Source organism: Kineosporia sp. R_H_3, assembly GCF_002198675.1.
GTDB lineage: Bacteria > Actinomycetota > Actinomycetes > Actinomycetales > Kineosporiaceae > R-H-3.
Genome location: NZ_MWLL01000227.1, coordinates 39,639 through 64,252 on the forward strand (window position 1 = coordinate 39,639; position 24,614 = coordinate 64,252).

At 73.4% G+C, this 24,614-nt stretch carries 21 protein-coding genes, 2 tRNA genes, 2 pseudogenes and 1 riboswitch; of the genes and pseudogenes, 9 read left to right on the top strand and 16 right to left on the bottom strand.

Annotation, left to right across the window (positions count from 1 at the left end):
- Window positions 1–6 precede the first annotated feature (6 nt).
- Complete coding sequence (locus ECOMGDLI_RS28585) at window positions 7–969, bottom strand: alpha/beta fold hydrolase (protein WP_143448005.1); 963 nt, start codon at window positions 967–969, stop codon at window positions 7–9.
- Window positions 970–1,098: 129 nt separating this feature from the next.
- On the opposite strand from ECOMGDLI_RS28585, the gene ECOMGDLI_RS28590 reads away from it, so the two are divergent.
- Together ECOMGDLI_RS28590 and ECOMGDLI_RS28595 are read left to right on the top strand one after the other, a co-directional pair.
- Window positions 1,099–2,889: a wax ester/triacylglycerol synthase family O-acyltransferase gene (locus ECOMGDLI_RS28590; RefSeq protein ID WP_088320240.1), complete on the top strand. Its 1,791-nt coding sequence runs from the start codon at window positions 1,099–1,101 to the stop codon at window positions 2,887–2,889.
- Between the two features lie 308 nt (window positions 2,890–3,197).
- The gene (locus ECOMGDLI_RS28595; protein ID WP_088320241.1) at window positions 3,198–5,741 is read left to right on the top strand and encodes a hypothetical protein; all 2,544 of its coding nucleotides are present in this window, start codon (window positions 3,198–3,200) and stop codon (window positions 5,739–5,741) included.
- Here ECOMGDLI_RS28595 and ECOMGDLI_RS28600 read toward each other — a convergent pair.
- From ECOMGDLI_RS28600 to ECOMGDLI_RS34130, 4 genes are all read right to left on the bottom strand, one after another.
- On the bottom strand, window positions 5,725–7,053 hold the full coding sequence (locus ECOMGDLI_RS28600) for an FAD-dependent oxidoreductase (RefSeq protein ID WP_158221194.1): 1,329 nt from the start codon (window positions 7,051–7,053) through the stop codon (window positions 5,725–5,727). The two genes, ECOMGDLI_RS28595 and ECOMGDLI_RS28600, sit on opposite strands and share 17 nt — an antisense overlap.
- 174 nt (window positions 7,054–7,227) lie before the next feature.
- Window positions 7,228–7,737 carry a methylated-DNA--[protein]-cysteine S-methyltransferase gene (locus ECOMGDLI_RS28605; protein WP_088320243.1) on the bottom strand — a complete coding sequence of 170 codons (510 nt, stop codon included), beginning with the start codon at window positions 7,735–7,737 and terminating at the stop codon, window positions 7,228–7,230.
- 36 nt (window positions 7,738–7,773) lie between these two features.
- Window positions 7,774–8,439: a hypothetical protein gene (locus ECOMGDLI_RS28610; protein ID WP_088320244.1), complete on the bottom strand. Its 666-nt coding sequence runs from the start codon at window positions 8,437–8,439 to the stop codon at window positions 7,774–7,776.
- Window positions 8,440–8,606: 167 nt separating this feature from the next.
- Window positions 8,607–9,245, bottom strand: a complete 639-nt coding sequence (locus ECOMGDLI_RS34130) for a DUF6318 family protein (protein ID WP_369812803.1) — start codon at window positions 9,243–9,245, stop codon at window positions 8,607–8,609.
- Window positions 9,246–9,376: 131 nt separating this feature from the next.
- Between ECOMGDLI_RS34130 and ECOMGDLI_RS28615 the strand changes: the two genes are divergently transcribed.
- From ECOMGDLI_RS28615 to ECOMGDLI_RS28640, 6 genes and pseudogenes are all read left to right on the top strand, one after another.
- Window positions 9,377–10,693 carry an RNase A-like domain-containing protein gene (locus tag ECOMGDLI_RS28615; protein WP_088320245.1) on the top strand — a complete coding sequence of 439 codons (1,317 nt, stop codon included), beginning with the start codon at window positions 9,377–9,379 and terminating at the stop codon, window positions 10,691–10,693.
- On the top strand, window positions 10,690–11,643 hold the full coding sequence (locus tag ECOMGDLI_RS28620; protein ID WP_143448007.1) for an RNase A-like domain-containing protein: 954 nt from the start codon (window positions 10,690–10,692) through the stop codon (window positions 11,641–11,643). The genes ECOMGDLI_RS28615 and ECOMGDLI_RS28620 overlap by 4 nt, the downstream gene beginning before the upstream one ends.
- A gap of 425 nt (window positions 11,644–12,068) precedes the next feature.
- Window positions 12,069–12,142: transfer RNA gene (locus ECOMGDLI_RS28625), tRNA-Leu, on the top strand.
- A gap of 1 nt (window position 12,143) precedes the next feature.
- Window positions 12,144–12,217: transfer RNA gene (locus ECOMGDLI_RS28630), tRNA-Leu, on the top strand.
- Between the two features lie 212 nt (window positions 12,218–12,429).
- Window positions 12,430–12,973 (top strand): annotated as a pseudogene (locus tag ECOMGDLI_RS37060) (AAA family ATPase).
- Between the two features lie 64 nt (window positions 12,974–13,037).
- Window positions 13,038–14,108 carry a DUF695 domain-containing protein gene (locus ECOMGDLI_RS28640; RefSeq protein ID WP_088320247.1) on the top strand — a complete coding sequence of 357 codons (1,071 nt, stop codon included), beginning with the start codon at window positions 13,038–13,040 and terminating at the stop codon, window positions 14,106–14,108.
- Between the two features lie 48 nt (window positions 14,109–14,156).
- Here ECOMGDLI_RS28640 and ECOMGDLI_RS28645 read toward each other — a convergent pair whose 3' ends face one another.
- From ECOMGDLI_RS28645 to ECOMGDLI_RS28660, 4 genes are all read right to left on the bottom strand, one after another.
- Complete coding sequence (locus ECOMGDLI_RS28645) at window positions 14,157–14,891, bottom strand: adenosylcobinamide amidohydrolase (protein ID WP_369812804.1); 735 nt, start codon at window positions 14,889–14,891, stop codon at window positions 14,157–14,159.
- A gap of 62 nt (window positions 14,892–14,953) precedes the next feature.
- On the bottom strand, window positions 14,954–15,874 hold the full coding sequence (locus ECOMGDLI_RS28650) for an ABC transporter ATP-binding protein (protein WP_088320248.1): 921 nt from the start codon (window positions 15,872–15,874) through the stop codon (window positions 14,954–14,956).
- Window positions 15,874–16,908 (bottom strand): iron ABC transporter permease, encoded by a 1,035-nt coding sequence (locus tag ECOMGDLI_RS28655; RefSeq protein ID WP_088320249.1) that lies wholly within the window; start codon window positions 16,906–16,908, stop codon window positions 15,874–15,876. The genes ECOMGDLI_RS28650 and ECOMGDLI_RS28655 overlap by 1 nt, the downstream gene beginning before the upstream one ends.
- Before the next feature lie 129 nt (window positions 16,909–17,037).
- Window positions 17,038–18,018 (bottom strand): ABC transporter substrate-binding protein, encoded by a 981-nt coding sequence (locus tag ECOMGDLI_RS28660; RefSeq protein ID WP_088320250.1) that lies wholly within the window; start codon window positions 18,016–18,018, stop codon window positions 17,038–17,040.
- Between the two features lie 70 nt (window positions 18,019–18,088).
- A riboswitch (cobalamin riboswitch) is annotated at window positions 18,089–18,241 on the bottom strand.
- A gap of 49 nt (window positions 18,242–18,290) precedes the next feature.
- Between ECOMGDLI_RS28660 and ECOMGDLI_RS28665 the strand changes: the two genes are divergently transcribed.
- Window positions 18,291–18,692, top strand: a complete 402-nt coding sequence (locus ECOMGDLI_RS28665; protein WP_088320251.1) for a YjbQ family protein — start codon at window positions 18,291–18,293, stop codon at window positions 18,690–18,692.
- An 89-nt stretch (window positions 18,693–18,781) separates the two neighbouring features.
- Here ECOMGDLI_RS28665 and ECOMGDLI_RS28670 read toward each other — a convergent pair whose 3' ends face one another.
- From ECOMGDLI_RS28670 to ECOMGDLI_RS34965, 7 genes and pseudogenes are all read right to left on the bottom strand, one after another.
- The gene (locus tag ECOMGDLI_RS28670) at window positions 18,782–19,720 is read right to left on the bottom strand and encodes a carbohydrate ABC transporter permease (RefSeq protein WP_088320252.1); all 939 of its coding nucleotides are present in this window, start codon (window positions 19,718–19,720) and stop codon (window positions 18,782–18,784) included.
- Complete coding sequence (locus ECOMGDLI_RS28675) at window positions 19,717–20,691, bottom strand: carbohydrate ABC transporter permease (protein WP_088320253.1); 975 nt, start codon at window positions 20,689–20,691, stop codon at window positions 19,717–19,719. Before ECOMGDLI_RS28675 ends, ECOMGDLI_RS28670 begins: the two co-directional genes overlap by 4 nt.
- Window positions 20,692–20,883: 192 nt before the next feature.
- Window positions 20,884–22,278: an ABC transporter substrate-binding protein gene (locus tag ECOMGDLI_RS28680; RefSeq protein WP_088320254.1), complete on the bottom strand. Its 1,395-nt coding sequence runs from the start codon at window positions 22,276–22,278 to the stop codon at window positions 20,884–20,886.
- A 379-nt stretch (window positions 22,279–22,657) separates the two neighbouring features.
- Entirely contained in the window at window positions 22,658–23,293 is a 636-nt protein-coding gene (locus ECOMGDLI_RS28685) for an ATP/GTP-binding protein (RefSeq protein WP_088320255.1), read from the bottom strand.
- Window positions 23,274–23,810: a DUF742 domain-containing protein gene (locus tag ECOMGDLI_RS28690; protein ID WP_088320256.1), complete on the bottom strand. Its 537-nt coding sequence runs from the start codon at window positions 23,808–23,810 to the stop codon at window positions 23,274–23,276. The genes ECOMGDLI_RS28685 and ECOMGDLI_RS28690 overlap by 20 nt, the downstream gene beginning before the upstream one ends.
- Before the next feature lie 7 nt (window positions 23,811–23,817).
- A complete protein-coding gene (locus ECOMGDLI_RS28695; RefSeq protein WP_088286922.1) occupies window positions 23,818–24,270 on the bottom strand; it encodes a roadblock/LC7 domain-containing protein in 453 nt (150 codons plus the stop codon).
- A gap of 79 nt (window positions 24,271–24,349) precedes the next feature.
- A pseudogene (locus ECOMGDLI_RS34965) lies at window positions 24,350–24,614 on the bottom strand (hypothetical protein); the annotation flags it as partial.

Below are 24,614 nucleotides of genomic sequence, written 5' to 3' on the forward strand. Positions count from 1 at the left end.
GCGACGCTACTGGACGGCACCCCGCCCGGAGCGCAGTTGAGGGCTTTGCGCGGCGCCGCGCGCGGCGTCCGCAGCGCTCACGCCGTCCGTCGCCAGCCAGTCGAGGACGACGTCACGGGTCCAGTCCGGCGCCTCGAGCTGGGGGACGTGACCGATGTCGTGCGCGACCTCGAACCGCCACGCGGGGTTGGCCTTCGCGGCCTCCCGGGCGGAGGCGATGGACACGAGCCGGTCCCGGTCGCCGTGGATGAGCAGCACCGGGCCGGTGTACCGGCGCAGCATCGCCGTGTGGGCGCGGCGGCGGGCGAGCAGCCAGACGAGCGAGCGGGTCGCGGTGACGAACTCGGCCTCCATCTCGGCGTACTGCTTGCGGGTCTTGGCGAGGTGGATGTGCTCGCGCAGCACCGCCTTCGGCACCCGGGAGGGGTCGACGCAGCACAGCCGCAGGGTGTCCATCGCGAGCTGCTCAGCGGTGCGGACCCGCTTGCGGCCCGCGATGACGGCCTTGCCCAGGCCCGGGGTGAAGTAGGCCGCGAACATGCCGGTCGTCAACGGGTCCGGCTTGGCGCGCAGCGACACGGGCAGCGCCGGGTCGACGAGCACGAGACCGGCGACGAGGTCCGGGCGCTGCGCCGCGACGAGGTTGCTGATGAGGCCGCCCATCGAGTTGCCGACGAGCACCGCGGGGGCGCCGGCGACCTCCTCGAGGAACCGGACGACGAGGCGGGCGTTCGCCTGCACGGACGTCGACCGGCCGGCGCCGGGGGTGTGCCCGAACCCGGCGAGGTCGAGCGCGACGACCCGGCAGGTCCTCGCGAGGTCGGGCGCGACCGCCGCCCAGTTCACGTGCGAACCGCCGAGGCCGTGCACGCAGACGAGGAGCGGGCCGTCGTCCGGGCCGCCGAAGTCGATCCAGTGCACCGGTCCGTCGAGGTCGACCCACTGGGACGCCGGCAGCTCCACGCTCATCCCGTCAGCGTGCGTCCGGGCCTGGTGGGTGTCAATCGAGAGCGGGCCGACGCGCGCGTCCCGGCGGCGGCGTCCGCACGACGGGACGACGGGTGCCACGTACCTCACATCGGGCGTACGGTCGCGGCCATGGAACAGCTCACGGGACTGGACGCCGCGTTCCTCGCCCTCGACACCCCGCGGACGACGGGACACGTCGGCAGCATCCAGGTCGTCGAGGCCCTCGACGCGGCGGGCGAGCGGTTGACCCTCGACCGGCTCACCGCCGTCGTCGGCGACCGGCTGCACCTCGTGCCGCCGATGCGGCGCAAGATCGTCGAGGTGCCGCTCGGCCTCGGGCAGCCGTTCTGGATCGAGGACGCCGACTTCGACCTCGAGTTCCACGTCCGCGAGCTCGCGCTGCCGACGCCGGGCAGCATGCACCAGCTCACGGAGCAGGTCGCCCGGATCCACTCCCGGACCCTCGACCGGTCCCGGCCGCTGTGGGAGATCTACCTCATCCACGGACTCGAGGGCGACCGCGCGGCGATCTACTCCAAGGTCCACCACGCGATGATCGACGGCGTCGGCGGGCAGGAGATCGCTGCCGCGCTGCTCGACCTGAGCCCGCAGGGCCGCGAGATCCCGCCGGCCCCGCCGTGGGACCCGGACCCGGCACCCGGGTCGCTGATGCTGCTCGCGAAGGCCGCGGCGTCCCTGGCCGCCGTCCCCACGACGGCCGGCCGGTTCGCGGCGGACGTCGCGCGCTCGGCCCCCGCCCTGCTGTCCATCGCGCTGCCGCGACTGCCCGGGGTGGACCTCGTGTCGTCGGTCGCGCACCGGATCGCCGAGGAGGCGTCCGGCTCCGGTCTCGGTGCGGTCCTGCCGGGCGGCCTCGGGATCGGGGACGGCGGCCTGCTCGAGCACGTCCCCGGCCGCGCGCCCGCGACCCCGTTCAACCGCAACGTGTCCGCGCACCGCCGGATCGCGCTGCGCTCGGTGCCGCTCGACGTCGTCAAGGCCGTGAAGTCCGCGGCCGGGATGACCGTCAACGACGTCGTCCTCGCGATGTGCGCCGGTGCGCTGCGGCGCTGGCTGTCGACCCACGACGCGCTGCCCGACGACCCGCTCGTCGCCGCGGTGCCGGTGTCGGTGCGCACGTCGGCGGCGCAGGGCGCCAAGAGCGGCGACGGCACCTTCGGCAACCGGGTCTCGCTCATGCTCGCCGTGCTGCCGACCGACGAGCCCGACCCGCTGACGCGGATGCGCGTCGCGCACGAGGCGACGTCGGTCGCGAAGTACCAGCACGACGCGCTGTCGGCGAACCTGCTCGCCGACGCCTACCAGTTCACGATGCCCGCCCTCATGGGCCTGACGATGCGGGCCAACGCCCGGCTGCGCGTGCTCGAGCGGGCCAGCCTGTTCAACCTGTTCGTCTCCAACGTGCCCGGCCCGTCGGTGCCGCTCTACCTCGGCGGGCACCGGCTGCTCGCGAGCTACCCGGTCTCCGCGATCGCCGACGGCCAGGGCCTCAACATCACGGTGCTGTCCTACCTCGGCGACCTGCACTTCGGGCTCACCGCGGACCGCGAGCTCGTGCCCGACCTCGACGTGCTCGCCGGGTACCTCGCCGAGGAGCTCGAGGAGCTCGCCCGGGCGACCGGGGTGACCGGTGCGGTTGCGCGCTCCGTGGGCGAGGCGGAGGGGACGCGCGGTGCGACCCGCCGGCCGGCGCGTGCGCGGGCGACGAGCACGGGCGGCGCGGACGGCGCGCCCCGCAAGCGGACCGCCGTCCGCGTCTCGAAGAAGTCCTCGGTGACCGCCGCAGCACCGTCTGAACCCCAGCCGGCCGCACCACCGCCCACCGCACCGGAGCCGGACGCCGCGCCGCCCCCGAGGAAGCGGCCGCCACGGGCCGCCGTCAGGCGGACGCCGCGCTGAGCCGCGGCCTGACGAGCAGGTCGTGCAGGGCGGCCTGAGCGGCCGGAGCGGCCTGCGCGCCTGATGTCCGTACACGGTTCGTCACGTTGCGTGAGTTCGGTGGCACCGACGAGGGAAGTCCGGCACCTTTCCGACCAGCAGTTATTGGCACGGGCGCCCGGGCACGCAACAATTACCGAGGGTGCACCGTGCGGCGCGTCGGGGCGCACGGTGCCCCCTTAGCTTTGACGCAGGGTGAGTAGGTCCCGAACGTCGCGGAAGGTCCCGCGGGCTGAGCTCGGCGGGGACCGCACGGAAGGGGACACGGGGTGAGCGAGGCGGTCGACACCGGGATCGCCCCCGTCGTTCCCGAATCCGAGGGCACGAACGGCGCCAAGACCGGCAAGTCGGGCGCCCGCGGCGTCCCGCGGCCGCCGGCCGAGCCAGAGCAGGCCGAGACGACCACCGCCGAGCCGACCGATCCCGCCCAGCCGTGGCGCACCCTGCGCCGGCAGGCGGAGCGCCGCCGCTACCTGACGATCCTCACGCCGCGCCGGGTCGGCAAGGAGAAGCCGCGCCGTCCCAGCCCGACCGCGGGGGTCCCCCGGGACGCGCACCACCTCCTGCGCCCGCCCGCGGAGATGACCCGGACGGCGTCGAACTTCCCGGACCCGGAGCACGTCCGCCAGTACCTGCGGCACTCCTGCGACCTGACGATGAGCGGCGGGCTCGCCGCGAGCGTCGTCTACCCGCTCGGGGTCTGCGCCCTCGCCGAGCACTACGTGATCCGCCGGGTCGGCGGCTCGTCGGTCGCCGCCGTCTCCGCGGCCGCGGCGGCCGCGGCCGAGATCGGTCGTGCCGCGCCCGACCCGACCGGCGAGCGCGACCCGCTGTCCGTCGCCCCGGGGTTCGCCGGCCTCGCGGAGACGGTCGGCTGGCTGGCCGGGCAGGACGTCGCCCACCAGGACGCGATGAGTCTCGCCGCCGGTCTGACCCCGCTCGACGAGGGGCCCGAGCAGTGGCGGCTCGCGCGGCTGCTCCGCCCGGCCGGGAAGACCCGCACGCTCTACCGGCTCTTCGCCGCCGTCCAGCGGCTGCGGGCCGCCGCCCCGGGCGAGCGCCGGCCGCTGCGCCGCCGCGTCGCGCTCGCGGTGCTCGCCGGGTTCACCGGCAGCTCGCGGGTCGCCACCGCGACCGCCTGGCTCGGCTCGCTCGTCGGCTGGGCGCTCGTCACCGCGGCGCTCGTCCGCTCCGATCTCGCCCTGCCGCTCGCGCTCGTCGCCTCCTTCGTGTTCGCCGTGACCGCGGCGCTCGCGGCCGCCGGGCTGTCGGCGCTCGTCGCCGTGCTCACCCTGCGCGACCTCGTGACCCGGCGGGCACCGTCCCTGGGCTTCGGCCTCGTGCCGGGCACCGCCGTCGAGTGGACGTCGCGGCGCCGCCGCCGGCGCCGGATCGCCCAGCGGCTCGACGACCTCGCGGGCGTCCCGGCGGCCGAGGGCGTCCCCGCGCTGTCGACCTGGCTCGCGGACCGGCTCGACGACCTCGCCGGCATCCCTGACCAGCGGTTGGAGACGAAGGACCTCTTCGACTCCGCGGGCCTGCGGCACGACGGCGGCATCGGCGGGGACGCCGACGCGGGCCGCCCGTCCCTGACCTTCGGCGACCTGTGGCTCGGCCGCGTCGGGCCGCGCCGGCCGGGCGACGAGGAGACGCTGCGCCGCGCCGCCGCCGACCCTGAGCACCGTGTCGTCGACCTGCTCCTCACGACGACGAACGTCTCCCAGCACCGGCCGTACCGGTTCCCGCTGCCGGTCGCCGGTGAGCTGGAGCGGCGCGGGCTCACTCCCCTGCTGTTCTGCCGGATGTGCCTGGAGGCCGTCCTCCCGGTGCGGGTCGTCGCGCACCTGGTGCAGGCGTCGCCCGCGCTCGAACCGGACCACACGTGCCCGCGGCACGAGGGCTCCCAGCTCCACGAGCTGCCGGACCCGTGGGACGTCCCCGTCGCGCTCGCCGTCCGGATGAGCATGGCGGTGCCCGGGCTGCTCGCCGCGGTGCCGCTCGCGACCGTCGAGGCCGACCGGGACCGCCCGGGCGAGGGCAGCGTGCACCTTCACTGGTTCGCGGACGGCGACCTGTCCGCCGGGATGCCGGTCGGCGCCTTCGACACGCTCCTGCCGCGCTGGCCGACGTTCGGCTTCCACGTGCGGCCGGACGCCGCCTCCGCGCGGACGGCGCACGAGGCACCGACGGCCGGCCCGGGCTGGGTGCTGCCGGAGCAGGACGCGGTTCGGCGCGCCGTGCACTGGCAGGACGTCCCGACGCTCGGCGCCTTCGCCCGCATGCTGCTCGGCACCGCGCGCTCGTGGGGCGACGCCTCCGTGACGGACCTGCCGGGCTTCCGGGGCCGGGTCGCACAGGTCTCCGCGGGCGACCGCGCCGACGGGCCGGACCCGGTGCCGTTCGTCCGGCAGCGCACGCTGCTGTCGCTCGCGCTGCGCGGTTTCGCCGCCGGCGAGGCGATGCGGCTGCGCTTCACCGGCTCGGACGACGGCGTCTCCGGGCAGAGCCAGACCGACCGGTACCGCTGGATCCGGCTGCGGACGGCGCTGCGCGAGTACCGCGGCATGAGTCTGTCGATCGGTGCCCGGCTGCCGCTCTACAGCGACCTCGCGGCCGGCTACCGGGTGCCCGAGGCGCTCGCGGGCTGGTTCCCGGAGGGGTTCGAGGCCGGCAGCCGGGACCCGTCCTGGCCCGAGGCGGCGGCGACGATCACCCACCTGCGCGCGCTGTCCGCGGGCGGCGTCCTCGACTGGGACGCCGAGCTCGGCGCCCCGCCTGTCGACCCGGACCTGCGGCTCAGCCCGCCGATCTGACGGCGGTCCCCGGTCGGCGGCCGGGCCGGGCGAGTGCCGCGGCGAGGGTGGCGAGCGCGGTCCCGGGCTCGGCGAGGTCGGTGAGGCGTTGCGCCGGCAGCCCGCCGGCGATGAGGAGGGCGGCGACAGCCGCTGCGTCGGCGGCGCCGGTCGTCACGACGGTCGCCCCGAGCACCCTCGGTTCGCGACCTCCGGAGACGACGACCCGGACGAGCCCCGACGAGCCGACGAGCTCATGGACGAGGGCACCCTCGGTGCGGCCCGCCGCGCTCTCGCCGATCCCGACGACGGCGACCGCCGGGTGCGTCTGGACGCTCAGGACGAGCGGCTCGGGGGTCCACCGGGCCGCCCGGAGCCGGGCCACCGCGTTGGCGCCGGCGAGCCGGGCCATCCCGAGGTCGGGCCGCCGTCCGGCGACCGGACCGGCGGCGAGGACGGTCGGTTCGGACGTCCGCAGCCGGTCGTCGACGGTCACGGCACCGGCCTTGCCGACGGTGACCCCGGCCGACGGCAGGTCGAGCCCGGCGAGGTCGGGGCGCCGTCCGGTCGCGACGACGAGCAGCTCGGCCGCGACGTCGCTGCCGGCCTCGGTCCCGACCCACGCGCCGTCGTCGAGCGTCGGCGCGACCTTGACGACCGGCGACCCGAGGAGCAGGCGGACGCCGTCCTTGCGCAGCGCCGCCTCGATCGTCGCCGAGACGTCTGCGTCGAGCAGGGGCAGCACCCGCTCCTCGGCGTCGACGAGCGTGACCGTCACGCCGAACCGGGCGAGCGCCTGGGCGAGGGCGACCCCGCGGCGTCCGGCGCCGACGACGGCGACGGTCGGCGGCAGGTCGGTGACGTCGAGCAGGGTGTCCGGGGTGACGTACCGGGTGTCTACGAGCCCGGTGACGTCGGGGAGGGCCGGCGCGGAGCCGGTGGCGAGGACGACCCGCTTGGTCGCGATCCGCAACGGACCGCCCGCGGCATCCGCGCCGGCACGCTCCACCTCCACGGTGCCGCGCCCGGCGAGGCTCGCCCGGCCGAGGACGACGCGGATGCCGTCGAGCACGGCGGCGCCCGGTGTCCCGGCGTCCGCGAGGGCGGCCCGTGCGGCGGTGCGCGCGGCGTCCCAACCGAGCCCGGCCGCGGCCGCCTCGCGCAGGAGCGCCGCGACGGGCCGACCGGCGACCGGTCGCGGCCCGTGGGCACCGCCGTCGACGAGCACGACCCGGGCGGAACCGCCCGACGCCGCGCGGGCCGAGGCGGCGGCGGCCACCCCGGTGGGACCGCCTCCGATGACGACGACGTCCGCCTGCGCGCGATCAGTCACGTGGAGGTGATCGGCGCGTGGGGCGTCGGCCTCGAGCGGCGGTGCGGGTGACGGGGCAGTTGCTTCGCGGGAAGGATCACTCGTTCGGAGGCTTTGCTCTGCCCTCAGAAGTGAGGGTGACGGCCCGTCCCGGACCCGGCGGCCGGTCACCAGCAGCCGCCGCGAGACCTCCGGTCAGAACAGGACGCCCTGCTCGAGGTCGAGGAGGAACCGCTTGCGGTCGAGCCCCCCGCCGTACCCCGTGAGCGACCCGTCGGCGCCGATGATCCGGTGGCAGGGGACCACGATCGAGATCGGGTTGGCGCCGTTGGCGAGCCCGACGGCGCGGGACGCGCTGGGCAGCAGGCCGATCCGCTGCGCGATGAACCCGTAGGAGACGGTGCGGCCGTACGGGACGTCGACCAGGGCGGTCCACACGCGGCGCTGGAACTCCGTGCCGGCGGGGTGGAGCGGCAGGTCGAAGACGGTGCGCTCCAGGGCGAAGTACTCGCTGAGCTGCCGGGCGGTCTCGGCGAGGACCTTGTCGTCCGGGGTCTCCTGGCCGAGGCGGGCGGCACCGGGCCGGTCGTCGACGCCGTCCTTATGGCTCTCGAAGAAGACACCGGTGAGGTGGTTGCCGTCGCCGGTGAGGAGGAGCTCACCCACGGGCGAGGCGATCGTGGTCCACACCGCCCGCGCCGCCATAGGGCCATCCTCGCACCGCGTCCCCCGCGGCGGCAGTCACTCCCGGGGGTCGGCGACGAGCTCGGCGCGGGTCTCGACGACCACGATCTCGACGGACGGCGACACGACGGACGCCGTCCCGTCGACCGGCAGCGCGGGGCCGCCCGCGACGCTGTAGGTGCCGGACCAGGTCGTCGTCAGCGTGACGGTGCGGCGCCCGGGAGCGGTCCAGGTGTGCGCCGTGCCGAGGTCGGGGTACGGCGCCCCGGGGGTGGAGAACGTCCGGCTCGAGCCGTCACCGTAGGTCCACGTCCATGCGGTGGGCCGGGCACGGACGAGGACCGGGGTGCCCAGCAGCGTGACCCGGAACGTCGCCGGTCTGCTCGTCGCGTAGAGGTTCGTCGGCACCGAGACAAGGGTCCGCCCGGTCGCCGGCTGGACGTTCACCCCGGCCTTGGGCAGCGGCAGCCGCCGGAAGTCCGCGAGCGTGAACGCCGGGACGGCCGTACCCGGCACGTCCCCCGGCCGCAGGCACACCGCCCCGGACTGGACCCACGGCGTCTGCGAGCCGTCGGGCGACCGGACGGCGGTGTAGCGCCAGTAGAGGATGTCGGTCGAGTCAGCGGTCTCGGTGCACCAGAGGAGGGCTGCCTGGCACAGACCGTTCGACGACGCGTTCGCGTTCGGGTCGTTTCCGGCGCAGGCGGGGACGTAGAGGTACACCCGGACCGGCTGTCCTGATCCGCCACTAGCGACGTCGTCAGTACCTCCGGAGGTCAACTCACCCGAGACGTCGATGGTATTCCCGTCCGCGACTGCGCCGATATCCGACGAGTCTCCAGCCCATGCGGGCGCGGCCGGTAAGAGCGTCAAGCAGGCAATGAGTACAGCTAGCGAGTTGCGGTATCGACGCCAACCAGCACCCATCGCCCCTCCTTCCAACGAAGTAGGGCATCGAGACGCCGACTGGAAGCGGTGGAGGTGGACGTCGGGATACCGTCCGCACCAACCGTGCGGCCGGCCTCTTGCGCTAGCAAGCTGTTGACGACGATGCCGCGCTCCGGATCGCCGCCAGGCTGAACGATGGCGTTCTCAATCGAAACCCGTCCGCCCTCCACATGTGCGCCCTTGCTTCGGATCTCCATCACCGTTGATCGAGCGCTCTTGCAGAAAGCACATTCGGTGGCGCCGAGTTGAACGACAGCATCCTCATCCAGCGCTTCGAACGAGTAGTTGTAGACGTCAAAGAAGTACGCAAGGAAGGCCAACGCACCCTCGTCGCTCCTTTTCGCGGCGCCGGGCGGCAGCGTCGGGGACGGCGTAACAAGGGTTGGTTGAGGGCTCGGTGCTCGTGATGTTTCGACCGGCGCAGGGGTAGTGCCTGGAGTGGTTGGGCGCGTGACTGCCTCACTGCCTGGTCCACCGCAGGACACCGTGACAGCAGCCGCGGTGGCGACAAGCAAGGCAAGGCAGCCCGATGCGACGACGACCCGCGTTCGACGACCGTCACTAACGATCTTCCCAATCACGGCGCAACCCTAGACGCATCAACCCCCCTTCAGTCAGCACCGTCGCGACCGCCTGTGGACAAGCGCCCTGACGCAGGGCCTGTGGACAACGTTCGACGTCCTGTCGCCAGGTGCGGCTACGGTTCGGCGCCATGATCAAGATGCCGACCGATGCGGACGGGCTCGTGGTGCCCGCGGCCGATCCGGAGGCCGCGTGGGACGCGGCGTCCGGGCTGACGTCGGTCGCGCGGTCGGCCCTGGCGGCGGTCGATGCCCTCTCCGGGACACCCGCGTCGGCGGTCTGCTGGTCGGGGGACGCGGCCGACGGGTACCGGCGCGTGCGAGAGCGCATGGCCCGGCGCAGCAACGAGATCGCCGAGCTCGCGTCCGCGGGGGCGACGGTCGTCCTCGGCTGGCTCCGGGAGGCCGGGCCGGCCCTGGTGGCGATGCGCAGCGTCGCCGCGCGGATGACAGACCTGCAGCGCCGGGTCGACGCGGCCGCCGCCCTCGCCTACGACCCGGTCCTCGACGCGGCGCTGCAGGCGGAGGTCGACGAGACCTACCGGCAGTGGCACGTCGCCCGTGACACCTACTGGCAGGCGGTCGAGGTCGCGGCCCGGCGGCTGGTCGCGCTGCGGGACGTCGTCGTCGACCGCCCGCTCGACGGCCAAGACCAGGTCGAGGGCGCGCTGCAGGCCGTCTGGGACGGCTACGTGGCTGGTCCGGCGGCCGCCACCTGGGCACTCACCGGACTCGCGTTCGTCGACCGGGACCGCTGGTGGGACAACGTCTCCGGGCTCCCCGGGGCGACGGCCGACACCCTGGGCGCCGTCGCCGACGATCCGCTCGGCGCCCTGGCCGACGTCGCCGACGTCGACGCCTGGGAGAGCGGCCACTACGGCGAGGCCGCAGGCGGTCTCGCGGCGATGTTCCTCCCCGGGCCGCGATGGCTCGGGCTCGGGGAGGACGTCGGCCGGCTGCGGTTCGCGAAGAACATCGCCGACCCGAAGGCACCGAAGCCGCAGTTGCAGACCGTCGACGAGATGCTCGCTGGTGTGGACCTCGCCCGGCACGAGCACTACGAGTACGGCCACGCTCTGCGGCGACACGTCGATGTCGACGACGACTACCTCATGGACCGGCTGACCCACGGAACATTGCTCGACGGCGATGAGGGCCGCGGCGGCAAGCCGCAGGGGGTGTCCCGCTTCAGGGACAGGGCGACCGCAGAGCGAGTCGTCACCGAGGCGCTGCTCCTCCACGAAACCGACCTCCGCGGCCTGGCGCACCAGCCTGTCGGCTCGCGACTCCAGATCACCTACACATCCCATTCGGACATCGGGGAGATCATGCGCCGCCAGGACGGCGGGTTCGAAGTGGATGCAGGGCGCAGGTTGGCCCTGAGCGTCATCAACGGTCCGCAGGGGCCCTATATCGAGACGGCCTTCGTCGTGGGAGAAGCATCATGATCAGTTCCGATCACTACCCCTTGCTCCACCGCATCGGGTGCGGGTACGCGCCCGACTGCGAGCTGAGCAGCCTCGACCCTGACGCCAGCCCCGAGTCAGTCGTGTTCTGGTGGCCGGACGAGGCCCTCGACACATTGCAGGGCGAAGTGACCCGCGCCGTCGACGTGATGTCCGCCGGTGACGAAGAGGCAGCGCTCCGCATGCTCGGGCTGCACGTCGCGCTTCCCGCCGGGGGGACCGCCGTCGGGTGGCTCCGCTACCTCGGGGATCATCTGACGGAGTTCTTCCCGCACCGCAAGCCACAGACGATCAACGGTGACGGCTGCCTGCCGCCGCGGGCGTCCCGCTTCACCGACGAGGAGACGGGCAACGCCGCGGCGACCGAGGTGCTGCGCGCCAACGAGTCCTTGCTGCGGGCGTGGTCCGACGACCCGGCCGGTCCGTGGCGGCTGCACCTCTACGCCGACCTCGGACGACCCGTCGGCCACTACCTCTCCGGCGACGAGGTCCAGGCGTACCGGCAGGCCGATCCTGGGTCGGCCCCGCAACCCGAGCGGCACGCGGCCACCGGCTGCGTCGTCGTCATGCGCCGCGACCGCGAGACCCGCAGGCCCTACGTCGCGACGGCGTACCCGGAGAAGCGCCTGCCGGCGGGCGCTCGCGAGCGCTACCCCGACCTGCCGCTGCTCCTCGGCGGCTACCTGGGGCAGGACTACGGCGCGCTGGACGGCAACCGCTGGGTCGCCGAGCGCAACTACAACACCTCAACGCCGGCGGCGGTGCGGGAGCGCGCCGCGGACCAGCTGGTCCGGCTGCTCGCGTCGGACGACGCGACGCTCAGGGCGGACGTCGAGGCGCTCGGGTCGTACGTCATGCCCGACGCGCTGCGGCGGTGGGTCACCGGCCTGCACCGGAGGATGACGCGGCTCGACTGGTCGGCGCCGAGGTAGCGACCGGCCGGAGCGGTGAGGTGCAGACCACGGGAACGCGCAGGACGGGTCCCCGGCGAGGAGGGAGACCGGCGAGCGAGGTCGCCAGGGGAAGGTGTGCCGCAACAGAGGCGTGCCGCAGAGGAAGGCGTGCCGCGGCGAAGGCGTGCCGCACCGAAGGCGCGCAGCGGCGAAGGCGTGCAGCGGGGAAGGCGTGCAGCGGGGAAGGCGTGCAGCGAGGAACGTGACGACCGCAAACCCGTTGCGGGCGCCGGGCAGCGCTCCGTACGGTCGTGCCATGTCCAGCACCCGTCGACTGCTCGCCGCGCTGCTTCGCCGGCGCTCGACGGCTCGCGCCTGATCCTCACGGACGGGCCACGGACCCACCGTCGAGCGCCACGACCGCGCTCGGCAGCCTGCCGCAGCACACGGACCGGGTCCTGCACGCCCCCGTGGCCCAACTGGTAGAGGCACCCGGCTCAGACCCGGGACGGTGATGGTTCGACTCCATCCGGGGGTACGCCGCGGTGGCCCAACAGGTAGAGGCACCAGGTCGAGGGCCTGGCCGGTGCGGGTTCGACTCCCGCCCGCGGCACTGCACGCTGCCGTCGCTTCGATCGATGCAGGGATCGATGTGTGGTCGTCGGGGTCATCACCCCGGAAGCTGCGCATCGATCTCTGCATCGATCTCTGCTGCGAACGCAGGCGCCACTGCCCGCATCGACCCTGGGGCGTGCCGGGCAGGAGCTTTCTCGTCCTCGGACGACGTGCTCACTGACACCCTCGAGGAACGACGGCTCGGACAGGATGACGATGCGGCGACCGACGCTCTTCCTCACCGTGGGACTCCCGGGCACCGGGAAGACCACAGCCGCCCGGCGTATCGAGACGGAGCAGAGGGCCCTACGTCTGACGAAGGACGAATGGGTCAAGGCTCTCTACGGGCACGACAACCCGCCGTCGGCGTCTGACGTGATCGAGGGGCGGCTCATCGAGATCGGCCTGCGCGTCCTCGGGCTCGGCAACGACGTCGTGATCGACTTCGGCCTGTGGAGCCGGGACGAGCGGTCCGCCCTGCGGCAGGCCGCAGCAGAGCTCGGCGCGGTCGTGGACATGCGGTACTTCGCGCTCACCCCCGCCGAGCAACGGACGAGACTCGACCGTCGTCAACGGACCGAGCCGCACACGACCTGGCCCATGTCCGACGAGGAGCTCGCTCGGTGGGCCCGCAGCTTTCGCCGTCCCCACGCCGGGAGAGCTCGACTGCAGCGAACCCGTCGACGACCCGCCGACCGGTTTCGCGACGTGGGATGCGTGGCGCCGGCGTCGCTGGCCGCCGGCGGTCTCCTGACGGACAGCAGGTCTCCTGACGGACACCGGCGTGCCGTTCCGGGCGAAGGGTTAGTCTCCGGATCATGGGCCTGTTCTCGCGGCGCAAGTCCCCGGAGTCGGTCGCCCGGGCGCAGGCCCTCGCGATCGACGACTTCTGGCAGTGGTGGCGCACGACCGGCGCCCGCGAGACCGCCCAGGCGATCGACGACGGGGCGCCCGAGCGGATCACCGACGCCGTGGGCAAGCGCGTCCACGCGATCGACGCGGCCCTCAGCTGGGAGCTCGCCGCCGGGGCGGACGCCGCCGACGGGGGCAGTCGGCACGTCCTCGTCGTGACCCCCGAGGGCGACCCGGCGCTGCGGGCGGTCGCGCGGCGCTGGCTGCTCGCCGCCCCGGAGCCGGACGCGACGTGGGAGTACGGCGACTCCCGGCGGGCCACGGCGCCGGACGGCTGGCTCACCCTCGGCGTCGGCGGTGCCCGGATCGACGTCGCGCGGGCGACGGTCGCGGCCCGGGTGGAGGGACCGGTCGTCGACGTGACCGTGTTCCACCCCGACTTCGCCGACCTGGACGAGGACGTCCGCCGGCTGGCGGCGTTCCTCATGCTCGACGCGACGATCGGCGAGACCGAGGTCGAGCTGTGGGTCCGGGAGCTCGGGACGACGACCGTCCCGCCGCTCGACCCGGTCCCGCTCGCCGGGCTGCGCAGCGTCGTCCGGCAGCTGCGCGAGCAGTACACCGACGCCGACGGCGGGCCGACCTGGGTGCTCCTCCACGGCGTCCGGCACGACGGGACACCGCTCGTGGCGAGCACCCAGGTGCCGCTCAAGGCCGTCACCGCACCGCACTTCGACACCCACGTCGGCGTCGTCGTCCCGTACACCGACCAGACCGCCGAGGGGCTGCCCGGGCCGGACGGCCTCGCGGAGCTGCGCAGGTTCGAGGACCACCTCGCCGGGCGGCTCGAGGGCAGCGGACGGCTCGTCGCCCACGAGACGAGCGGCGGCACCCGGCTCCTGCACTTCTACGTCGACGGGACGACGCCCGCCGTCGAGCAGCTCGAGGCGGCGGTCGTCGGCTGGTCGCAGGGTCGGGTGCGGGTCCAGGCCGAACTCGACCCCGCGTGGTCGGGCGTGCAGCACCTGCGGGTCTGACCGCAGGCCCCTGCGGTGCGGGCGCGGCAGGAGGCAGGACGACGCACGTCAGGTGCGCGGCCACCGCCGGTGCGGGTCGCCGTCCGGGTGCCGCGACGTCCAGTCCGCGGTGCCGAGGGCGACCGCGCGGTGCACGGCGCGGGCGACGCGCAGGCCCCACTGCGAGCGCGGCCCGCCGTACTCCTCGACCCGCGCGCCCGGCGTCCGCCCGGGTTCCGGGCAGGCGACGCAGACCGCGTCGGACGACGTCCCGCTGCCGGGCACGCCGGCCTCGACGAGCGCCTGCGTCTTCGCCTCGGTCGCCGTGACGACCGCGTTGACGAGCGCGGCGTCGGACAGCGCCACCGGCAGCCGCACGAGGACGTTGATCGTCCCCGTCTCGCGGCGGACCGTCGCGTCGTCGGCGGCCGCCCACACCGGCAGGCCGAGGCCGACGGTCGCGACCGCCGTGACGCCCTCGTCCTGCGCGCAGGTCCAGCGCGTGACGTCCGCGGCCGTGAGCATGCCCACCCCGGGGGCCTCACCGACGCCCGCGGCGCCGTCGGCCGCGCCGACCGCGGCGGCGATCTCCAGGACGTGCGCGGCCGGGTCGGGGTGGTGGTAGTCCATGGCCACCTTGGCGTTGAGCCACCAGGCCCGAGGGCCGATGCCGCCACCGACGACGGCGGTCGACACCATCCGCCAACCGGGCCCGGGCGCCCAGAGCAGCACGGGCCAGCGCCGGCCGCCCTCCGCGCGCTCCACGAGCCGGACGCCGGCCGCACCCGCAGGGTCACCGGCCACCGGGCCACCGACGGCGCCGGGAGCAGGGCCGGGAGCGGGACCGCTGCGGACGTCGGGCACGGTCACGGCTGCGCCACCCCCGGGTCGTCGGCCGCGGGCGCCGCTGTCGGCACCGACGGAGCCGGCTCCTCGGCCCGAGCCGTCCGGGCCGGGCGCGCCGGCCGCACCGGGTGCACCCGCAGCCCGTCGGGCCCCTCGACGACCTCGGCCGTCGCCCCGTAGTGCCGGGCCAGCGCGGACGACGTGAGCACCTCACCGGGAGCGCCGGCGGTGACGACCCGGCCCCCGTCGAGAAGGACGAGCCGCTCGGCGTACTGCCCGGCGAGGGCGAGGTCGTGCAGCGTGCTGAGGACCGTGAGCCCGTCCTCCCGGCGCAGCTCGTCGACGAGCTCGAGGAGCTGCTGGGCGTGCCCGAGGTCGAGGGCCGCGGTCGGCTCGTCGAGCAGGAGGAGCCGAGGCTGCTGCGCGAGGGCCCGGGCGAGGACCGCCCGCTGCCGCTCGCCCCCCGAGAGCGTGCGCAGCGGGCGGTCGGCGAGGGGCCCGAGGTCGAGCCGGTCGAGCGCGTCCTGCGCGATCTCGCGGTCGGCGTCCCGGGCGGAGGACAGCAGCGGGTGGTACGGCGTCCGGCCGAGCAGGACGTACTCCCGGACGGCGACCCCGTCGGGCAGCACGGGCACCTGCGGCGCGTAGCCGATCCGGGCGGCGCGCTCGCGCGGGGCGAGCAGGCCGACGTCGGCACCGTCGACGAGCACCCTGCCGTCGTGCTTCTGCAGCCCGGCGACGACGCGCAGCAGGGTCGACTTCCCGGCGCCGTTCGGGCCGACGATCGCGGTCCACCGCCGCGGCTCGACCGTGAGGTCGACGCCGTCAAGCACCCGGGCCCGCCCGAGGGTCACGCCGACGCCCTGCACCTCGAGCAGCGCCCCGCCCCAGGCCGTCGGCGGCGCCTGCGGCGCGGGCCGCTCGCGCAGCCGCAGCCGCATCAGGACGACCCCCCGCCGACCCGCAGCAGCGCCGCGAAGAACGGTGCTCCGACGAACGCCGTGACGACGCCGATCGGCAGCTCCCCCGGTGCGATGACGGTGCGCGCCAACAGGTCCGCGAGCACGAGGAACGCCGCACCGCCGAGCAGCGAGACGGGCAGCACCGTCCGGTACGAGCCGCCCGCGAGCCGGCGGACGATGTGCGGGACGACGAGCCCGACGAAGCCGATGAGGCCGCTCACGGCGACCGCGGCGGCCGTCCCGAGCGAGGCCGCGACGAGCACCGCGAACCGCACCCGGCGCGGCCGGACTCCGAGCGTCGTCGCCTCGTCGTCGCCGACCGCGAGGACGTCGAGGGCGCGGGCCGAGGCGAGCATGACGACCGTCGAGACCGCCATGTACGGCAGGACCATGACGAGCTGAGGCCAGTCCGCGGTCCCGAGCTGGCCGAGGATCCAGCCGTAGACCTGGCGGAGGTTGTCGGTGTGGGCCTGCTGCACGAGCGTCTGCAGGGCGGTGAGGAAGGAGCTGACGGCGACCCCGGCGAGCAGCAGGGTGGCGCTGCCCGACTGGCCGCGACCGGCCGCCGTCCCGAGGCCGTACGCGAGCGCGACACCGGTGAGCGCACCGACGAACGCGGCGATCGGCAGCGTGCCGAGCGGGCCGAAGCCCTGCGGCACGAACGCGATGACGAGGGTGGCGCCGAGCCCCGCGCCGGCCGCGGCACCGAGCAGGTACGGGTCGGCGAGCGGGTTGCGGAAGACGCCCTGGTACGAGGCGCCGGCCAGTGCGAGGACGCCGCCGACGAGCGCCACGAGGAGCACCCGGGGCAGCCGGATGTCGAGGAGCACCCGGGCGTCGATCTCGCCCAGCGGGGTGCCGATCTCGACCCCGATCCGGTCGAGCAGGGTGGACAGGATCCCGGACGTCGGCAGCGGCGTCACGCCGCGGCTCGTCGCGACGAGGACGGCGACGAGCAGCAGGGCGCCGGCGACCACGAGGGCCGCGGCGCGCTGGCGTCGCACGACGTCCATGTCCCGCTCCTGCTCTTCCGGCGGACCGGCTCCTGCGGTCCGCCCCGTCTCCGTACCTCGGCCGGTCGGCCACCCTGCTGGACGGCCGACCGACCGAAGGCTCACTGCCGTGCGGTCATCCTGCGCTCGTCACTGCCCCGCCAGCTCGCTCGCGACGGCCGTCGTGAAGTCCGCGACACGCGGACCCCAGCGGGAGGCGATGTCGTCGTCCCCCTCGACGACGCGGCCGTTCTTCACCGCGGGGATGCCGTCGAACCCGGGCCGCTTCGCGAGCGACGCGGCCGACTGCTGGCAGCACTTGGTGTCGGCCAGGACGATGAGGTCCGGGGCCTGCTTCACGACGTACTCGGCGCTCAGCTGCGGGTACCCGCCCGAGGCGTCCTTGGCGCCGTCCGCGATGTTCGTCAGGCCGAACAGCGTGTAGATGCTCCCGATGAACGTCGCGCTCGTCGCGCTGTAGAACGTGTTGTCGAGCTCGTGGTAGACCTTCTGGCCCTTCACGGACGCCGGCACCGAGGCGACGGCCGCGGCGATCCGGTCCTGGGTGTCCTTGACGACCTTGGCCGCGTCGTCGCCGTGGCCGGTGGCCTGCCCGATCGTCGCCCACTGCGCGTAGGCCTCGTCGAGGGTCGCCGCCGCGGGCAGGACGAGGACGGGCACGTCGAGCTTGGTCAGCGCGGCGACGAGGCCGTTCGCGTCGTTCGAGGCGATGACGAGGTCGGGCGCGTAGCCCGCGACCGCCTCGGCGTTCGGCTGGAAGCCCGAGAGCTTCGTCTTCGGGGCGTCGGTCGGGTAGCTCGACTGGTCGTCGACGGCGGTGACCTGGGCGCCCGCGCCGATGGCGAAGAGGACCTCGGTCGCCGTCGGGGACAGCGACACGATCTTCGACGGCTGCTCGTCGAGGGTCACCGGACCGTTCTGGCCGGTGACGGTGACCGGGAAGGCCGCGGGTGCGGACGACGCCGCGGCGGACGGCGTGCCCGCGGACGAGGCCGCGGTGACCGCCGAGGAGGACCCGCCGCACGCGGCGAGGGTGAGCAGGCCGGCCCCGAGGGCTGCGGCGAGGACCGCACGGCGGGACGACCCGCGAGCGGTGGTGAGGCGATGCATGAGTGCTCCGGTGATCATGGGCAGGAGCGCACGCGGGTCCCTCGCCCGACGCGCGACCCTTACCTCGAGGGTCGAGGACGTCGGTACAGGCAGGCGACCTGGCTCACCCGCCGCCCCTTGGAGGACGGCCGGAACACAGTTGCGGGACAGCGCCGGACTCGCACCGGCTTCGCTGGTCTGCACCATCGGACCCGGATTCGCAACCCGGGGCCGACCCGCGAACAGTAGCAGCCACCCGTGCGGGGGCGGGCGGGCGTGGTTGGCTGGGCGGCATGGACAGCGTCGAGCTCACGGTCCGCACCGGCAGCACGCTCGTCACCGACCTCACGGCGCACCTCGCCGACTTCTGCCGGTCGAAGGGGGACGGGCTCGTGCACGTGTTCGTCCCGCACGCGACGGCCGGGGTGGCGGTCATGGAGACGGGGTCGGGCAGCGAGCCGGACCTCGCCGACGCGATCGACCGGCTCCTGCCCCGCGAGGACGTCTACCGGCACCGGCACGGCTCGCTCGGGCACGGCCGCGACCACGTGCTGCCGGCGTTCGTCGCACCGTCCATGACCGTGCCCGTCCTCGGCGGCCGGCCTGCGCTCGGCACCTGGCAGAGCGTCGTCCTCGTCGACAGCAACGGCGACAACCCGACCCGGCGGGTCCGGCTGTCGTTCCTGCCGGGCTGAGCGCGGCAGGTCCACGCACGCGCGAGGGGCGCCGTCCGGTCCGGACGACGCCCCTCGGCGGTGCTGCAGCTGCTGCGGTGGTCCCGCGGTCAGCCCTTGAGACCGCCCGCGAGCAGGCCGCGGACGAAGTAGCGCTGGAGCGAGATGAACACCAGGAGCGGGACGACCATCGAGACGAAGGCGCCCGCCGTGAGCCGCTGCCACTCCTGGCCGCGGGTACCGGCGAGGTCGGCGACGGCCGCGGTGAGCGGCTTGGTCTCCGACGTACCGAACACGAGACCGACGAGCAGGTCGTTCCAGATGTAGAGGAACTGGAAGATCCCGATCGAGGCCAGCGCCGGCACGATGAGCGGCACGACGATGCTCCGGAAGATCCGGGCGTGGTCGGCGCCGTCCACCCGGGCCGCCTCCATGAGCTCACCGGGCAGGTCGCTCATGAAGTTGTGGAGCAGGAACGTCACGAGCGGCATGCCGAAGCAGACGTGCGCGATCCAGATGATGAGGAACTTCCCGGTGCCCTGCGGGTCCAGCAGGCTGAACGGCCAGGCCGTCGAGAAGATCCGCAGCAGCGGGACGAGCGCCATCTGGAGCGGCACGATCTGCAGCGCGAAGATCGCGATGAAGACCCAGTCCCGGCCCTTCCAGTTCATCCACGACAACGCGTAGGCCGCCAGCGCCCCGAAGAAGAGCGAGAACATCACCGACGGGACCGTGATGACGACGCTGTTCAGGAAGAAGTTCGCGAGCTGCCCGTTGCTGGAGGACCCGAAGAGGACCTCCTTGTAGTTCTCGAGCGTGAACGACGGGTTCGAGAAGGCCGTCCACCACCCGGTCTGCTTGATGTCGTTCTCGGGCCGGAACGAGGACAGCACCAGACCGAAGGTCGGGATCGTCCAGATCGTCGCGATGACGACGACCACGAGCGAGACGAGCGGGCTCGTGGACTTCTTCTTGACCCGGGCCGCCTTGGCGCTGGCGGCCCCGACGACGGCCCCGGCCGACGGCGGGGGCGTGACGACGGTGCTCATCGGGCCTCCAGCTTCTGACGACGCAGCTGACGCACCTGGTAGAAGACGACGGGCGTCACGAGGACGAACAGGACGACGGCCAGTGCGGAGCCCCAGCCCTGCTGGTTGCCGGAGAACGAGTAGAAGTACATCCCGTTCGCGATGACGCTCGTGTCGTAGTTGCCGCCGGTCATCGTGCGGACGATGTCGAAGACCTTGAGCACGCCGATCGTGATCGTCGTGAAGACGACGACGACCGTCGGGCGGATCGTCGGCAGCGTGACCTTCCAGAACATCTGCCACGCGTTGACGCCGTCGAGCCGGGCGGCCTCGATCATGTCGTTCGGGATGCCCTTGATCGCGGCCGAGAGCACGACCATCGCGAAACCGACCTGCACCCAGATCATGACCATGATGAGCAGGAAGGTGTTCCACGGCGGGTTGAGCAGCCACTGCTGCGTCTCCAGGCCGAGCTTCTTGACGATCGCGTTGAGCAGGCCGATCTGCTCGAAGCGAGTGGCCTTGTAGGCGAAGACGAAGCGCCAGATGATGGCGGCCGCGACGCCGGAGATGGCCATCGGCAGGAAGATGAAGATCTTCGCGACGGCCTCGCGCTTCATCTTGTCGATGAGGAGCGCGTACACGAGGCCGATCGCCACGGAGATGATCGGCGTGAAGAGCACCCAGATCGCGGTGTTGCGCAGGTTGAGCAGGCCGTCGGGGTCGGTGACGACCCACTTGTAGTTGTCCAGACCCACCCAGGCCTCGCCGTTGGGGTCCTTGAACGAGAGCATCGTGGTCCGGATCGCGGGGTAGACGAGACCGAACGTCACGAGGGCCAGCGGCGGGCCGATGAACCAGACGATCTGGGCCCGGTCGCGGAACAGCCGCTTGGGCCAGTTGTCGACGATGAACATGATCGCGGCTGCGACCACGAAGAAGGCGACGATGCCTACGACCAGCATCGTCAGCTTTGACTCCCAGTTCTCCATGCCCGTCCTCCTCGACGCAAAGAGCTGGTGGGGCCGTGCAGGGGTGGGTCACTTCTCACGCAGAAAGAATGTGATCCGAGACACGTCCGGCCCGGACGCTACCGTCCGGGCCGGACCTGCGGCTACTCGAAGGTCACATCGCGGGAGCTTCCCCGCTCACGACCTCGTTCCGTGGTGCTGTGAGGACGAACCTCAGCTGGCGGGCCAGGACTTCTCGATCGAGTCCGTGACCGACTTGGTGTCGGCACCCGTGACCCAGTTGATCATGCCCTTCCAGAACGTGCCCGCACCGACCGAGGCCGGCATCATGTCCGAGGCGTCGAACCGGAAGACCGAGTTCGGGTCCTGGAGGATCTGCACGGACAGGATCTGGATCGGGTTCGGCTGCTGGTCGGTCACGGTGAGCACGTTCTCGGTCTTGAGACCCTTGTGCGCCGTGATCCAGTCGCCGAGCTTCGCCTTCTCGTTCACCCAGTTGACGTCCTGCATGTAGAGCTGGACGGCCTGGGTCTCCGGCTTGTCGTTGAAGGCCGCGAGGAACTCGCCGCCACCGAGGACCGGCTTGCCCTTCGCCGGGTCGACCGGCGGGAGGTAGAACGCGTAGACGTCGCCGTCCTCGGCCACCTTCGTGCCCTCGGGCCACTGGTTGGCGTAGAACGAGGCCTGGCGGTGCATCGCGCACTGGCCGTCGACGATCGGCTTGCCGCCGTCCTGGAACGCCGTGGTCGCGATGGACTTGACGTCACCGGTGCCACCGTTGACGAACGCCTCGTTCTTGAGGATCGCACCGGCCTTGTCGAACGCGTCGACGACCTTCGGGTCGTTGAACGGGATCTTGTGCTGCCACCACTGGTCGTAGGTCTCCACACCCTGGGTGCGGAGCATGATGTCCTCGATCCAGTCGGTGCCCGGCCAGCCGGACGCGTCACCGGACTCGAAGCCCACGCACCACGGCTTGTCGACCTTGCCGCTCTTGGCGATCGTGTCGGACAGCTTGAGGAGCTCGTCCCACGTCTGCGGGATGGCCCAGCCGTTGTCCTTGAACATGGACGGCGAGTACCAGACGAACGACTTGACGTTGGCGCCGAGCGGCGGGGCGTAGAACGTCCCGTTGACGGTGCCGTAGGTCAGCCAGTCGGCCGGGAAGTTCGCCTTCGACGCGGTCGCGACCTTCTCCGACGCGGGCTTGACGGCGTTGAGGCCGACCAGCGTCTGGAGGAGACCGGGCTGCGGGATCGGCGCGAGGTCAGGGGCGTTATTGCCCTTGACGCGAACCTGCAGCTGGGCCTCGAACTCGCCCGAGCCGTTCCACTGGATGTCGATCCCCGTGCACTTCTGGAAGTGCTCGAAGGACTTCTCGAAGCGCTCGGCCTCGACGTCGCGGATCGAGCTGTAGATCTCGACCTTCACGTTGTTGAAGGTGCCGTACTGCGCGACGTCGGCGCACTCGGCGCTGCCCGTCGAGCCGGCCGAGCCGGATGCTTCGGTTCCGCCACTGCTGGAGCCACCGCACGCCGACAGGGCGAGGGCGACACCGAGGGCACTCGCGACCGCGGTGCTACCGCGACGCCAGGTGCGTGCTGCCATGGACTTTCCTCCCGGTCCAACGACGACCCGAGCGTCTTCGCCCGGGCTGCGTTCGGCGCTATGAAAGCGTTTTCGTAACGCCGTGGCAACAGCCGGACAGCACCGAGGCGGTAACGATTCGGTCACGTACCCGAAATCACCCGCTTCCCGGGACGTCCGCTTTTTGGGAGCGCTCTCAGTCGAGTGCGACCCAGGCCCACGGACTCTTGGGGGTGGGGTGGTTCCAGGCACGGGACCTGGCGTCTCCGCCGGTGATCCCCATGCTGCTACCAGGGGGGACGCTACATGCTCCTGTGGTCGCGGTCACGGCCGAACGGCCCGCCGCGCGGGTTCGTGACCGTTTCGTTTCCGACCTCTCACAGGCGCGCCGACGCGCGGATCAGCCCGTCGCCCCGGCCGCGAGCCGCCGCATCGCCGTCTGGACGACGGTGACGAGGGCCTGCTTCGTGGCCGCCCGCGAGCGGGCGTCGGTGTAGATCAGCGGGACGTCGGCGGGGACCGCCAGCGCCGACCGGACGTCGTCCAGGGCGTGCCGGGCGACCCCCTCGAAGCAGTTCACGGCCACGACGAAGGGGATGCCCCGGGACTCGAAGTAGTCGACCGCGGGGAAGCACTGGTCGAGCCGGTCGGTGTCGACGAGGACGACCGCACCGATCGCGCCCCGGACGAGGTCGTCCCACATGAAGAGGAAGCGGTCCTGCCCGGGCGTCCCGAACAGGTACAGCCACAGGTTGCCCGGCAGCGTGATCCGGCCGAAGTCCATCGCGACGGTCGTCGAGGTCTTGCGGTCGCTGACCATCCCGGCGTCGTCGACGCCGACGGAGTGCTCGGTCATCGCCGCCTCGGTCGAGAGCGGCTCGATGTCGGAGATCGACCCGATGAACGTCGTCTTGCCGACGGCGAAGCCGCCCGCGACGACGATCTTCACGACGGTCGGCGGCGCCTGGCCCCCCTGGTGCGGCACGGCCGGGCCGGCGGCGGCCGGGGCCGCGACGTCAGAGCGCGGAAATGCCATTGAGAACACTCTCCAGGACTGCGAGCGCGGCCGCTCCGGAGCGGGGGTCGGCCGGGTCGGACAGGGAGGCCGGGGTGAGGCCGTGGACGCGCACCGCACCGGCCTCCGCGAGGTCGGCGACGAGCACGCGGACGACGCCCACGGGCAGGTGCGCGTGGGCCGAGATCTCCGCCACGGACAGGTAGCACCCGGCCGTCAGCTCGAGGATCCGGCGGCTCTCGGGACCGGCCAGCGACGCCGTGGCGGCGGCGGAGGGCGAGGCCAGCCGGGGCGCCGAGTACGTTGCGCTGGAACGGGTCTCGGCCCCCGGCCCGGCGTTCTGGCCGGGGACGGCGGGCCCGGCCGCCGGGTCCGCAGGGACGACGAGGCACTCGACGAGCGCCTCGATGGGCAGGTCGTCGCCGCTGGGCCGGGTGCGGCCGCCGGTCACCATGTAGGGCCGGACCGAGGGCGCGTCGACGGTCTCGTCGGCGCCGCCGTCCCGGTGGCCGGCGCGGTCGCGGGGGAAGGGGCTCATCGGCGGATCAGCCCCCGACGACCGCGCGGGTCGGGCCGGCGACCGGGAGGTGCGCGCGCATCTCGGAGACGAGCTGCGGGGTGAGCGTCGTCTCCGTGCGGCTCACGAGCAGGGCCATCTCGTACCCCACGAGCCCGACGTCGGAGGTCGCGTCGGCGACGACCGCGAGGACGGACCCGTCCGAGATCGTCATGAGGAGCAGGAACGAGGCGTCCATCTCGACGATCGACTGCCGGACCTCGCCGGCGCCGAGCTGCCGGGCGGCGCCGCGGGTCAGGCTCGACAGGCCGGCGACGATCGCCGCGAGCTGGTCGCCGCTCGTGCGGTCGAGCTCGTCGGACATCGCCATGAGCAGCCCGTCCGCCGAGACGGCGAGGGTGTGGCGGACGCCGGGGACGCCGCGGACGAAGTTGTCGAGCAGCCAGCCGAAGGTGGCCGCCTCGGTGCTCAGCTGGGTCACGGTCGCGTCCTCCGGGTCGTCGGTGCCGTCGGTTCCTGCTCTGGTGCTGCGGGCGGTTCTGGTGCGGCTGCCCGCCCGGTCACGCGTCGTGCTCCGGGACCGGGACCCGCCGTGCCCGGCGCACCCCGTCGGTGAACCCGGCGACGGTCGAGCGGACGCCGTCCGCGGTGCGGGGCCGGGGCGGGAGCGCGGGCGCCGCCGCGTCGGGTGCCGCCGCGCGGCGGACCCGCGAGGGCAGCCCGGCGGACGCTGCCGCGTCGGGGACCGGCGCACCGGGGTCGGCGAACCGCTCCGGCGGGTGGCTGCCGAACAGCGGCGCGGACGGCGCGGGGGTCGGCTCCGGC

Bases quoted from the DNA above. Each gene is read 5' to 3' on its own strand.
- ECOMGDLI_RS28670 (WP_088320252.1), bottom strand. From the start codon at position 19,720: ATGAGCACCGTCGTCACGCCCCCGCCGTCGGCCGGGGCCGTCGTCGGG.
- ECOMGDLI_RS28620 (WP_143448007.1), top strand. From the start codon at position 10,690: ATGATCAGTTCCGATCACTACCCCTTGCTCCACCGCATCGGGTGCGGG.
- ECOMGDLI_RS28605 (WP_088320243.1), bottom strand. From the start codon at position 7,737: ATGGCGGCGCGGGCGGTGTGGACCACGATCGCCTCGCCCGTGGGTGAG.
- ECOMGDLI_RS28590 (WP_088320240.1), top strand. From the start codon at position 1,099: ATGGAACAGCTCACGGGACTGGACGCCGCGTTCCTCGCCCTCGACACC.
- ECOMGDLI_RS28655 (WP_088320249.1), bottom strand. From the start codon at position 16,908: ATGGACGTCGTGCGACGCCAGCGCGCCGCGGCCCTCGTGGTCGCCGGC.
- ECOMGDLI_RS28690 (WP_088320256.1), bottom strand. From the start codon at position 23,810: ATGAGCCCCTTCCCCCGCGACCGCGCCGGCCACCGGGACGGCGGCGCC.
- ECOMGDLI_RS28660 (WP_088320250.1), bottom strand. From the start codon at position 18,018: ATGCATCGCCTCACCACCGCTCGCGGGTCGTCCCGCCGTGCGGTCCTC.
- ECOMGDLI_RS28675 (WP_088320253.1), bottom strand. From the start codon at position 20,691: ATGGAGAACTGGGAGTCAAAGCTGACGATGCTGGTCGTAGGCATCGTC.
- ECOMGDLI_RS28615 (WP_088320245.1), top strand. From the start codon at position 9,377: ATGATCAAGATGCCGACCGATGCGGACGGGCTCGTGGTGCCCGCGGCC.
- ECOMGDLI_RS28650 (WP_088320248.1), bottom strand. From the start codon at position 15,874: ATGCGGCTGCGGCTGCGCGAGCGGCCCGCGCCGCAGGCGCCGCCGACG.
- ECOMGDLI_RS28685 (WP_088320255.1), bottom strand. From the start codon at position 23,293: ATGGCATTTCCGCGCTCTGACGTCGCGGCCCCGGCCGCCGCCGGCCCG.
- ECOMGDLI_RS28665 (WP_088320251.1), top strand. From the start codon at position 18,291: ATGGACAGCGTCGAGCTCACGGTCCGCACCGGCAGCACGCTCGTCACC.
- ECOMGDLI_RS28585 (WP_143448005.1), bottom strand. From the start codon at position 969: ATGAGCGTGGAGCTGCCGGCGTCCCAGTGGGTCGACCTCGACGGACCG.
- ECOMGDLI_RS28680 (WP_088320254.1), bottom strand. From the start codon at position 22,278: ATGGCAGCACGCACCTGGCGTCGCGGTAGCACCGCGGTCGCGAGTGCC.
- ECOMGDLI_RS28640 (WP_088320247.1), top strand. From the start codon at position 13,038: ATGGGCCTGTTCTCGCGGCGCAAGTCCCCGGAGTCGGTCGCCCGGGCG.